This is a genomic window from Paenibacillus baimaensis (assembly GCF_025567575.1).
Genome location: NZ_JAOQIO010000116.1, coordinates 76,688 through 89,450, shown reverse-complemented (window position 1 = coordinate 89,450; position 12,763 = coordinate 76,688). Strand labels below are relative to the sequence as shown.

General features: G+C 48.5%; 9 protein-coding genes. 1 reads left to right on the top strand and 8 read right to left on the bottom strand.

Going from position 1 to position 12,763, the window contains the following annotated elements; translation table 11 throughout:
* Positions 1-65 precede the first annotated feature (65 nt).
* The 7 genes from OB236_RS34785 to OB236_RS34755 all read right to left on the bottom strand — a co-directional run bounded on the left by OB236_RS34785 (position 66) and on the right by OB236_RS34755 (position 9,057).
* Entirely contained in the window at positions 66-1,712 is a 1,647-nt protein-coding gene (locus OB236_RS34785; protein ID WP_262688150.1) for a type 2 periplasmic-binding domain-containing protein, read from the bottom strand.
* A gap of 71 nt (positions 1,713-1,783) precedes the next feature.
* Positions 1,784-2,671: a carbohydrate ABC transporter permease gene (locus OB236_RS34780; RefSeq protein ID WP_262688149.1), complete on the bottom strand. Its 888-nt coding sequence runs from the start codon at positions 2,669-2,671 to the stop codon at positions 1,784-1,786.
* Between the two features lie 12 nt (positions 2,672-2,683).
* Complete coding sequence (locus tag OB236_RS34775; RefSeq protein WP_262688148.1) at positions 2,684-3,652, bottom strand: ABC transporter permease; 969 nt, start codon at positions 3,650-3,652, stop codon at positions 2,684-2,686.
* A 305-nt stretch (positions 3,653-3,957) separates the two neighbouring features.
* Complete coding sequence (locus OB236_RS34770; RefSeq protein WP_262688147.1) at positions 3,958-6,240, bottom strand: helix-turn-helix domain-containing protein; 2,283 nt, start codon at positions 6,238-6,240, stop codon at positions 3,958-3,960.
* Between the two features lie 256 nt (positions 6,241-6,496).
* Positions 6,497-6,832, bottom strand: a complete 336-nt coding sequence (locus OB236_RS34765) for a metal-sensitive transcriptional regulator (RefSeq protein WP_408638553.1) — start codon at positions 6,830-6,832, stop codon at positions 6,497-6,499.
* A gap of 204 nt (positions 6,833-7,036) precedes the next feature.
* Entirely contained in the window at positions 7,037-8,110 is a 1,074-nt protein-coding gene (locus OB236_RS34760) for a Gfo/Idh/MocA family protein (protein WP_262688145.1), read from the bottom strand.
* A gap of 110 nt (positions 8,111-8,220) precedes the next feature.
* Positions 8,221-9,057, bottom strand: coding sequence for an AraC family transcriptional regulator (locus OB236_RS34755; protein WP_262688144.1), 837 nt, complete (start codon positions 9,055-9,057; stop codon positions 8,221-8,223).
* Positions 9,058-9,230: 173 nt separating this feature from the next.
* On the opposite strand from OB236_RS34755, the gene OB236_RS34750 reads away from it, so the two are divergent.
* The gene (locus tag OB236_RS34750; RefSeq protein ID WP_262688143.1) at positions 9,231-11,489 is read left to right on the top strand and encodes an FAD-dependent oxidoreductase; all 2,259 of its coding nucleotides are present in this window, start codon (positions 9,231-9,233) and stop codon (positions 11,487-11,489) included.
* Between the two features lie 204 nt (positions 11,490-11,693).
* Here OB236_RS34750 and OB236_RS34745 read toward each other — a convergent pair whose 3' ends face one another.
* Positions 11,694-12,704 (bottom strand): HD-GYP domain-containing protein, encoded by a 1,011-nt coding sequence (locus OB236_RS34745; protein WP_262688142.1) that lies wholly within the window; start codon positions 12,702-12,704, stop codon positions 11,694-11,696.
* Positions 12,705-12,763 lie beyond the last annotated feature (59 nt).

Below are 12,763 nucleotides of genomic sequence, written 5' to 3'. Positions count from 1 at the left end.
AACCAAAAGACTGCCCCATCAGTAGTTGATCTACGATTGTGACAGCCCCTGGTTGGACAATGAACTTATTTAATAACATCTGTATATTGCTTCTCGATTTCGTTGGCACCCGCTGCCCTTGCTTTTTTTACATATTCATCAAAGGAATCAATCGGCTGATCGCCAGTAATGATCTTGATATAATTTTCGGTGGTCAGCTTCTGCATGTCAGCCGTGTATTTCCCTGAGGCTTCTACGCTTGGCAGGTAAGAAGGTGGCGTGCCTGTGCCCTTTACTTTGTCGGCAAGCTCATATTTGGCTTTGAAGATATCCTTTACAACCAAAGGGTTGTTCGTGTACATGCCGAAGGTACTAACGCCGCGTTGGGCCGTTTCAGTTGGATTCTTCAGCTTGGAGGCAATGGAGCCATCCTTGTTGACCGTATAATCCTTATCCTTGACTCCGTAATTGACCAGCATATAGTAGTCTTTGTCGGTCACCAGCGTATCGAGCATTTTCAGAATCGTATCCAGCTTTTTCGGGTCTTTGGCTGCATTTTTGGTAATCACCAGCGTTTCGTTGTTATAACCCCAAATATTGGCCCCAAATGCTTTTCCATCCGGCCCCTTGATTGCTTTGCCAAGCGCCCACGTTTCCCCATATTTGGCATCCGGTTTAACTTTCATAAATTCCTGGTAGACGGGTCCACCCAGGTCTCCTTCCGTAAGCGGCGGTGTCCAGTGGTAGTACATCACATTGCCCGTTACGCCAATCCGGTTGTTAATGAATGCGTGAGAGGTTGCCCAGTAGCCGCCTTTATTCTCGCCCGTGACAAATTCGGGATCAATCACACCGTCCTTATACCATTTGGCCAGCAGCTTCAAGCCTTCTTTCATTTCCGGCTGAATGGCGTCCATCAGCACTTTTTTATCCTTAACGGTATACCAGAGACCCGAGTAAGGGGTAGTGCCTTTGATAACATCCGTAGGGATCGGACCAAAAGCTCCGAGAACCGTTTGCATCGCAGTGCTCGAAAGTCCGTAGGTGTCCTTCTTGCCGTTTTTATCCGGGTCATTGTTCGTGAACTTGTAAATCGCATCCTCAAATTCGGCCAGTGTTTCCGGCACTTTGGTAATGCCTACGTTGTTCAGCCAATCCATTCGCCATACAAGACTGGTTGGATAAGTGCCATCCAGTTGGAATGCCGATAAGCCGTAGTTTTTGCCTTTATACATGCTGGAGCGGAAGGCCGAGCCTGAAGTATCGTTATCCAATATCAGCTTGTAATAATTCGGTGCCTTCTGTTTGATCATATCAACCGGAAGCTCTGCCGCTACTCCGCTGTCTACCAGCTTGGAAAGCTCAAAGCCCTTCAGTCTGAGAATGTCCGGTATTTCGCCAGAGGCCATTCGCACATTGAACACTTCACTATATTTCTGGGAATCCGCAGTCCATACATTAAGCTTGGCATTAAACCGTTTGGAGATTTCTTGCAGCACTTCCGAATTGGGATCGGGAGCTACGTCATTGATGTTATAGCCTGCCCATTCGATCGTGACAGGTGCCTCATTCTTCGGCTGTGCCGTCGCTCCTTTATCTGCAGCGGTCGGGGCTGCTGCTGGAGACGCTGCCGGGGCTGCTGTGCTGCCACCACTGCTGCATGCAGCCATCGTTCCTGCTAACAAGGCAGCGCTCACCCAACTGCCTACATGACGAACTACTTTTGGATTCATCTAAGACCCTCCTATAATGGATATGATAAGCCGTCCCGATATGAAAGTTATCTACTTCTTCAGGAACGGGGTTAACCTTTTAATGAGCCGATCATAACGCCCTTAACGAAATACTTTTGCAGGAACGGGTACACGGCCAGCAAGGGCAGCAGAGATACCATGAGCGCAGCCATTTTCATGGTGTCGGTGTTGGCATAGATCGTATTGGCAGCCTCAACAGCCTGCGGCTCGGAGCCCTCGAATAAAATCTTGCGCAGCACGAGCTGCAGTACGGCCTTACTGGAATCCTTAAGATAAATCATCGCATTAAACCATTCGTTCCAATGATAGACCATCGTCCATAAGCCGACTGTGGCAAGAATCGGAATCGATATCGGCAGGATGATCCGCGTCAAAATGATGAACTCGTTGGCACCGTCAATTCTGGCTGATTCCTGAATTTCCTCAGGGAGCGACATAAAGTAGTTGCGGATGATCAGCATCGTAAACGTGTTGATCGCTACTGGCAATACCAGCGCCCAGATGCTGTTGTACAGCCCAATGCCTTTGACAATCAAATAAGTCGGGATCAGCCCTCCACTAAAAAACATCGTGAATACCATGAAGATCGTCCAGAACTTGCGATGCACCAGATTTTTCTTCGATAAGGGATAGGCAGCCAGGATCATCAAGGTCATGGATACGACAATCCCGATGATCACCCGCAGGATCGTATTCATATATCCCGTCCAGATTTGCTGATAAGCGAGTACCTTGCGGTAGCCATCAAAGTCAAATTCCAACGGAATTAAATGAACCCCATAGCTGCTGACCACATGCGGCGGACTCATTGAAACGGTTACCACCTGCATGAAGGGGATGATCGTCATTATACTGAGCAGGATCAACGTGACATACACAATCGTATCCACGATAAAATCTTCAACTGTTCGTTTTCTTTTCTTACGTACCGTTTCCATTACTTCCGTCACCTACCATAGAGAATAGTCGTTGGTTTTCTTGGCTACATAATTCGTGAGCAATATTAGCAGGAAGGCGATGATGTTTTTGAATAGTCCGACAGTCGTCGCAAAGCTGTAATCACCCTTAACCAAACCAACCTGATACGTATACGTCGATATGACGTCTCCAACCGAGAGAACCGAAGCGTTCAACAAATTGTATACCTGGTCAAAATCATCATTGATGATACCGCCGACCGCAAAAATAAACATGATCGTAACCACAGGCATGATTGATGGCATCGTAATATTCCAGATTTTCCGCAGCCTGCCCGCCCCATCCATATCGGCTGCATCGTACAGCTCTGGATCGACGCTCGTGATAGCGGCTAAATAGATGATCGTGGACCAGCCGACCTCCTTCCAAATCGAAGAGAGCACGAGAATAGTTCGAAACCAGGTTTCGCTCGTCACGAAAAAAATCGATTTGTAGCCGAGTGACATGATGATCGCATTGATCAACCCTCGGGTCGGGGAGAGGAATTCAATCACAATGCCACCGAGAATAACCCACGAAATAAAGTGCGGCAGGTAGGTGATCGTCTGCACCGCTTTCTTGAACACAACAATCCGTACCTCATTCAGAATCAAACACAGGATGATGGGTGCAGGAAATCCAAAAATCAATTTATAAGTGCTGATGATGAGCGTATTCTTCAATACAGGCAGGAAATACAGCCCTGTGAACAGCTCCCTGAAATGATCCAGCCCGACCCATTCGCTTTCCGCAACCCCCTTGAGCGGGTAATAATTTTGAAAAGCGATCACGATTCCATATAAGGGCGCATAGTGAAAAATAAGATAATATGCGATGACCGGAATCAGCATGAAGAAAAAATATTTTTGTTTCCAGTATAGCTTGATGAAGCTTTCTTTCTTTGCCTGACGCTGCAAGCGATTGTTCAGTTCTGCTGCGGGAGCGACCGAATTGCTCTCCATGCCCATTCCTCCTGTTCCAATCTGTTGTCTGTGCCTGATGCCTTTATCGTACGTCCTGGGGTCTGCCACCGACAAGCGTCAATAACTTTACACCGGTGCTGTTTTTTTTACGTCTTTGATTGCAATAGCGCCTTGCTCCCTACTCCAGTCGTGCAGCTGTCATTTTTTTTACCTGTGCTGCTATTTTTACTTTTCACTAGCTCCCTACCTCTAGAGCCTGATATTCCAGGTTTTTTAGCTGATATAACAAAAAGCCGCGGCGACTTGCTCACCACAGCTTAAAACACTCGGATTCGATTAAAGGATTACCCACCCAGGCTATCCCGATAACTTTTGGGTGTGAAGCCAAACTTTTCTTTGAATAACTTGGCAAAATATCTCGGGCTCGTATACCCAAGCTTCTCGGCAATGTCTTTGATCGATAAATCTGATTCCCTGAGCAGACTTTCCGCATGCTTCATCTTGATCCCCGCCAAATGCTCCGAAAAATTCGACCCCATTACAGATTTATAAATCCGGCTCACATAGCTGGAATTCATATGTATGCCCTCGCTTAAGGAGGAAAGCGATATTTCATTGTAAATATTTTGTTCGATATAGGCCATAATCTGCCGTTCCAGCGCAGAGCCGGGATCGTTATTGATATCCGCTGTATGATAATCCATGATTTGCACCGCTACTTCTGACAACCAATCCGTTAAGCTTGCGACATTATCCAATTTTCTTCCATAATCCCGAATGTCGTAGCCGAGAAAACGCTCCAGATCAATGTCCATAGCGATCGCCGTAGTACGTATAACCGAAATAGCATCAAACACCGTGTTGCGGCAAAAATCAATGTGATACCTGCCAGAGACAAGTCCCTTTAGCAAAATATCGAGAATGGAACCAACCATATCTTTATTCCGGCTGCGAACCGCTGCAGACAGCTGCTCCATAATCTGCAAGCCACTGCCGAATTCCTTGCGGCTTGTTATTGCCAGTTCCTCATATACGATTAATGATTGGGCAGGCATAATAAAGGCATAATTCAAGCACTCGCAGGCTTCCGTATAGGACCGGGCAATATTGGCATAACTATGCTCATATTCCTGACCGAAGCCAAGTACATATTTCCCTTTGATCTGAGCACCAATGCTGCTGCAAATCTCCTCCTTATCGATAGCTTTGGAGTAATTCAGAATGGCCACTATGTTGCCCGCATTATCAATGGTTGAGCAGAGCCAATATTCCTCTTGGGCCTCCAGATTGTGCAGCATACTATAAGGAACGATCATTTCATTCCCAAGACCTGTACCCTCCGTATCGTAAATCTTTAAGGCCATACAGGCTGTTTTGTTTTGATGAAACTGGATGTCGAGCATCTGCTCCATGTGTTCGACCTGTGGATCATTCTGATCCATATCCCCCTGCAGGAGCCTCATAATAAATTTATCACGGATAATGGGCTTGTTAGCTTCCATCTGATGATGCAAATCATGTATGGTTTTGGACACCCGATCGATTACATTGTGAAGGAGCGTGTATTCGCTTTTCGTCCCTTTCTCCAGCTGACCTTCGGCATTTCCCAGATTGAGAATGGTCTGAATGACTCTGCGCAGTGGCTTATTCGCCCGATGCGTTACGTAGATAGACAGCAGCAAGCTTACTGTGAGCAGAATGATCGTCGTAATAATTAAATAATGAGTCAGCTGCTGTGACTTCTGATATAGTTTATCAATCGAAATAACGGAAACATATTTCCAATTATTGTATTTGGATTTTGAGTAGCTCACGACGCTTTGGACACCTTCAACTGAAGACTCAAAAGTACCATCGTCCGTTTGCAGCAGGGTTTGAATATAATCCTTTTGATTGAAATTATGGCCGATCCACTGCTTATCGCTATGAACGAGCACATTGCCTGCTTCATCGAGAATAAATAAAACTTCACCGTCTGTGGGTGAGGATTGAATCAAATTATGGATTGCACTTTCCTTAATATTAATGGCAACGACTGCTTGTCTATTGGAAATTTTATCGATTAACGGGATATTGGATAAATAAGTGATCACTGGCATATTCAAGGGCATCGATATTCGTGGGGCCAGCCAACGATTGGGCGTTTCCTGGTTCCTTAATACGTCGATCCACGCATCATCCAGACTTTTTCTGGAGCTTGCGGAATCAAGGTAAGAGTTGTACTTATCATTGATATATACATTTCCTGCTGTATACCAGACTTCAACGGACTGCAGGAAGTTCAGCTTATACGGGATATCCGTCAAATAGTTGCTGACCTCAGCGATCTTGAAGCCATTGCCGCTAATATCGTGTGTAAGTGGGTAGGCTAGAATTTCATTGCTTGGAATATCGGAGAAATAAATATTGACCAGTCTGATGACGCGATCGAGAATGGTTTCATCCACTGCGTACTTGAGCTTGTTGACATCTTGCGTGCTTTGTCTCATGATCTCCTCATTATAAGCCGTTGAAAAATAATGAATATACAGCACCTGGGGAACCAAGGAAATAATGATCACGAGCAAGATGTTGAAGATGAGGATCCGTGAATAAACTGTATTCATCTTGGCTCGTATATTAAACACGGAACACCCCCTTAGGTTATTACCTGCTAATCCGCACAAACACATACGTCTATAGGCAGCAGAAAAGGCTTAACATTATCGCATTTAAAGCGTTTACATGAAGTGGAATCATGAATACTTCCAATATATCACAAAACCGATATCCCTACATGGGCCGATAAAGAAAACCGCCTTTAATGACGGCTCCTCCTTGCGTTCCCTTAATAGTTTAACAGCGTTAAAAGCTAACAGTGTTCAACAACTGGATATCGACAGCTTATTTCATCAGCTTGCCCATTGTTTTCAACAACTCATCAATGACATCCGTATCTCCCTGCTCCAGCCGCTCGACCAGACAGCTTTTCATATGGCCCTCCAGCAAAATTTTGCCGACACCATTAAGTGCGGATTGAATCGCTGCGATCTGGTTAAGCACATCATCACAATAAGTGTCGCGCTCAATCATTCCCTTAACGCCACGAATCTGGCCCTCAATCCTGTTCAGCCTCGTTGTCAGACTGCTCTTGACCTGATCGGAATGGTGACTTTGACGTGCTCCATGGATTGTACAGCCAACTGCTTCTGTATCACCCACACCATTCCCAGCGGTCACAGATCCTTCCTGAGGCTGTTGAACGGCCTGATCATCAGGTATGTTCCCACTCATATTATTCACTTCACTTTCCACGATGCGGGTCATGCGCCCGCAGAATTGTATGTTTATTATACAATATTTCCTCATCCAGCAGCAGCAAAAAACCTTTCGCATAACGCGAAAGGCTCGATAGAGTACAAGTTTAACCAATTAATAAGCAGCTTACAGTTCAGGAATAAAAATATCGACTTCCCGCTTCAGCTCGCTTGAACGCAATATACCGTCAATAATTGCCTGATTACGAATAATTTCTGATCCTGGAATTGGAGCAGGACGGCCCTCCTGGATCGCAGTAACAAAATCGCGGATTTTCTCATAAAAAATGTTGATCTGGTGCTGCTTGACAGGAAAAGCGCTCTCCGTGTTGTGACCCAAAATATCATGAAACAGCGATACCGAAGTAATGCCGCCATCCCAAGCCCCGTTACCGGAAGGTGTGACCTTCAAGCCAGCGTCCGTACCAAGAAACAGAGTAGGTCCTAGCGTATCCATATGCATAGCCCAACCAATTTTGAAATTGACGACAAGATCTCCTTCAAAGCGGATCATCGCCATCCCGAAGTCTTCGACCTCGAACGCGCTGGCCTGCGGATGATAGTGAGGATTCGTGCCAAAATGATTGCTCGTCATCGCTGAAACTGTCAGCGGCTTCGGATACCCAAGAGCATTGAGCACCATATCGAGCGAATAACAGCCAATGTCGGCCAGTGCCCCGGCGCCAGCCAGCTGCTTGGAAATAAAGGTGCCCTTCGGCATGCCTCTGCGCCGTCCGCCGCCTGTCTGTACATAATATACGTTGCCAAGCTGTCCGGACCGAACGATATCACGGATCATTTGCATGTTCGGATCGTAGCGGGGCTGAAAGGCGATGGATAACATTTTGTCGGTCTGTTTGGACGTTTGCACCATTTCTATGGCCTGCTCCATCGTGACTGCCATCGGTTTTTCCACAAGAACGTGCTTACCTGCACGCAAAGAGTCTACGCTGATCGAGTGGTGCGAGACGTTGGGCGTACAAATACTGACTCCATCCAGCTCCAGTTCCAGCAGCTTGTTATGGTCGTCAAACGCCTTTACACCTTCCAGCTCGTGCCTCGCGATAAACTCATCAGCTTTGCCTGGAATAATATCGGCTACCCCGACAATTTCCACATCATCCATAAGCCGATAAGCCTTCAAATGCGCGCCTGCAATGTTGCCACTGCCGATAATACCAATCTTTATTGTCTGTGCCACCCTTGTCGCCTCCTGTACTTATAACCAAGCTTGTATGATTAGCCAAATTCTATCATGTTCCGGGTAGGCTTCCTACTGCGAAAAGGTGACATACCGCTTCAACATTGCGACTACACCCGATGCATTTTACGATATTGGGAGGGACTTGCCTTCATCCTCCTCGTAAACACGCGGCTTAAATAAAAACCGCTCTCATACCCGCATCGTTCAGCGATCTGCTCCAGAGTCATATCGGTTTCAAGCAGCAGCGTCTGTGCTTTCTGCATACGGAGGGTCGTCAAATAATCGATTGGGGTTGTCCCATGAGCCGCATGAAACTTCCTCGTAAATTGCACAGGGCTTAAATCCTGACTAGCACTCAGCTCTTTCAGACTGACCGGTTCGAAAGCATGCTGCTGCAGCCATCGGGTTGCTTCCACGATCTTGGGGTCCTTGTCCTGCTGCCCGCTCGTCTGTTGGGAAAAACCGCTCTCGACCACATGCTGCTGCCACAGATCGTTCAAATAATGGTCCCACAGCAGCAGCCGCTGCTCATCCGGCAAACGTGTCAATTGGTGAATGTAGTAGTAGGTGGAAGACAGCCGATTATGGTCCATATAGGTAAGCTGAACCGGCGGGGTGAAGTCAGATGTCCCCTCGCTCCTATACGATGCTGCATTGGGCAGCATCGATGGGAAAGAGTCCGTCGGCCAGCCAAGCCTTATAAAATGGAACGAAACCGGCTCCAGCACCTCCCGTTCAAACACAACACCTGGCGGGCATAGGATGGCATCGCCAAATATCGCAGTTCCAGCCGCCTCTCCGATTCGGTAACGAAAAGAGCCATTCTCGACAGCAAACATCACCCATTCCGCATAGCTGTCCTGTACGAACTGGAATTTGTCCTTCTGGTGCCAATAGGCATAGCTAATAAAATAAGGCTTCCATTCCCATAACGGTGCGTGCATACGGTTCCTCCTCTGGAATCACTTGTTCCCGTCTGGTCAGGCAGCAGCGGCTTGATTCCCGTATTATGAAATAAAGTATATGTCTGATGTATAATCCGTGCATGTTCATCGCAACTATCCGATTTTATAATGAAATTACAGATATTAACCATTATACTACTGAGGTGATCCTAATGAAAAATGAAACTGTGCAAACCGATATTACCGTCATCGGTGGCGGCCTATCGGGTGTGAATGCGGCGATCGCGGCAGCCCGCTTGGGGCAAAAGGTAGCTCTGATTCAGAACCGCCCTATGCTTGGCGGCAATTCCAGCAGTGAGGTCCGTGTCTGGGTATGTGGAGCCACTTCGCATGGCGTTAACCGCTATGCGCGCGAAACGGGCATTATGGGTGAAATGTTCGTTGAGAACCAATACCGCAATCCCGACGGCAATCCGTATTTATGGGATATGGTTGTGCTGGAATCCGTGCTGGCCGAGCCCAATATCCAGTTGTTTTTGAATACGGATGTGCATGAGGTCGAAGCGTATGGAGATGAGGACGATCGACGGATCGCTTCAGTCACAGGCTGGATGATGGGCTCTGAGCGGCGGATTCGTTTTGAAAGCGAGCTGTTTTTGGACTGCACAGGCGATGGGCTGGTAGGGTTCCTTGCCGGAGCGCAGCACCGGATCGGCCGTGAAGCCAAGGATGAATACAATGAGGATTGGGCGCCTGAGGTCGCTGACAACATCACGCTGGGCAGCACGCTATTATTTTATACCAAGGATGTCGGTCATCCGGTTCGATATGTACCACCCAGCTTTGCCAAGGATATTGCGGCCACAACGATCCCGCTTAAAAGGGTGATCCGCAGCGGCGACAACGGCTGCAGCTATTGGTGGATCGAATGGGGTGGCGAGCTGGACACCGTGCATGAGAACGAACGCATTCGCGATGAGCTGTGGTCGGTCGTATACGGTATTTGGGATTATATCAAAAACTCCGGTAAATTCGAGGCCGAGACGATGACACTGGAATGGGTCGGCTCGATTCCCGGCAAACGCGAATACCGCCGTTTTATCGGCGATTACGTGCTGAACCAGAACGATATCCTCGCGCAGCGGGAGTTCGAGGACCGAGTCGCCTTCGGCGGATGGTCAATTGATTTGCATCCTCCCGGAGGCATGTACGCGACGGAGAGCGGCTCGAAGCACCTGCATCCTGACGGCATCTATCATATCCCTTTCCGCTCGTTATACTCGGTGAATGTATCGAACCTGATGTTCGCCGGGCGCAATATCAGCGCCTCGCACGTAGCCTTTGGCACGACGCGCGTGATGGCGACATGCGCGGTCATTGGCGAGGCCGCGGGTACCGGCGCGGCCCTGGCTGTGCAGCACGGCGTGACGCCACGCGCCGTGTATGAGCGGCACCTGACGCAGCTGCAGCAAACGCTGCTGCGTCAGGATGCCTCGGTCATCGGCCTGCGCAGCAGCGATGACGAGGATCTCGCACGCCGTGCGAAGCTCACGGCGTCGAGCACACTGCGACGGCTGGCGGTCGAAGACGCCGCGGAGCCGGTGGCTCTGCAGGGCGGGGACGTCGCCCTGCTGGTGCCGGTGGCGCCAGAGCTGCAGCGGATTGAGCTGCTGCTCGACGCCGCAGCAGCAACTACGCTTGAGGTCGAGGTATGGAGCACTGGTCGTGCGGAAAATTATATCCCGCATCGACTGGAAGTAAGCGGCCTGGCTGCCCTCACACCCGGCAAGCGCCAGTGGGTCAGCATTCCACTAGCATGGAAGCCGCCGACGGCACAGCATGGCTTTATTATTGTCAAAGCCAATGAGCATGTGACGCTGTATGTATCCCATCAGCCACAAACCGGTGTGCTCTCATTCGTTAAAAATACGTCTACGACCGTATCTGCTGATTTTAGCAATCAGGATCCGGAACAACCGGTCGTATTGTGGAGTATGAAGAAGCTGGTGCGTAAGCCCTTCTGCTTCCGCATGTACCCGGATACGACCGCCTTCGAGGCCGAGCATGTAACGGATGGCTTTGTCCGAACCTATGGTGAGCCGCACATGTGGCTGTCGGAGGCTCGGGACCCGGCTGTGTCTGAGCCCGCTTCCCTTGAACTGCAGTGGCAGGAGACTGTGCAAATTAGTGAAATTCATCTCACCTTCAATGACGATGTGAATGAGGATCTGATTAATCTTCACCATCACTATACCCCGTTTCCGGTTATACCTGAGCTGGTTCGGGACTACCGTCTGGAAGCCTATGTGGAGGGGCAATGGGTCAAGGTCCATGAGGAAACAGCCAATCACAAACGCAAGCAAATCCACCGGCTGCCTACAGCGGTAAGTACCGATCAGCTGCGCCTGGTCATAGAAGCAACGAACGGGAGCCTCCACGCAGAAGTAATTGAAATACGCGTCTACGGGTAATCACAGAGTCGTAGCGGTGGCGCAATCAGCGAATCGTAACCACTGATGTGGAGGGTTCAAATAGCAACTTAGTCATCAAGTAGGCCCATACACACAAATGGCTGTCCTCCCTGCAAATAATGCCGGGGGACAGCCTTTTCTTCAATACATAGATCAGCAACCATTAGTCTAAATCACAATTGGTTCCTGACCGTATCCTTTCTCTTACTCCTCGCTCTCTGTTTCCACCTTAAACAGCTTCTCAATATATAAGGATGGCTCCTGACTAAGATCAATAAAGCCTCCCTCAACTTCAACTAACGGATTTACCGGATTTTTATCATTTAACATCACGATTTTACCGAGCTGTCCATCCGATAGTACAACCTCGCAGCCTATTAAATATATCATCAGCTTTTCCATAAAGCTGTGCACGACAAGGGGATCCATAGCCCCATAGGCATGTACCCACATGTTTCTTAATACCTCATACAAAGGCAGTTCTTCCCTGTAGGCCCTTTTCGAGGTCATCGCATGAAACACATCCGCAACAGCTACAATTTTGCTCCACGGATCCATCTCTGAGCCCTTGATTCCGAGCGGATAGCCACTGCCATCTTCCCGTTCATGGTGCTGCAAAGCGACGAGAGCAGCTCGTTCATCCACTTCCGGCTGACGCATCAAGCACGCGTAACCAAGCTCCGGATGCAGCTTCATTTGTTCATATTCCTCACTCAGCAAGCGGCCGGGCTTCTGCAAAATAGTCGGTGAAATAAACAGCTTGCCCACATCATGCAGCATCCCAGCCATTGCCAGGCGGGGGATTTCATCCTCAGGAAGTTTCATCCAGCGTCCAATCATCGCAGCCATCATCGCCACGCCCGCACTATGTCGGTACGTATAATCATCTACCCGCTGTATCGTGAGCATAAATCCGATAATTCCAAAATCCTTGGACAGGTCACAAAGCGTAGGCAGTATGGTTTGCTTGATTTTCTCGAATGGAATGTTCCCACTGTGCTCAATTTCCGAGAAAATCTGTTTGACTTCCATGACCGACTGATCCATAATCTGCTCCATCTCGTCTAATGCCGGTTCCAGATCCTCCGGGCTGAGGTGAATACAGTGTTGCGACAGCAAACGGCTTGACTTCTCATTCAGCAGTGTCGATGCGGGAAGTAGCAGGGCGCTTTGGGATGTATAGATATTTTTGTTAATTCGCCGACCCTTAAACACATCGAAAGCATTCAATTTCTTCTTAGATATGACTTTTCCCCCTCTTTAACCGTCATAGG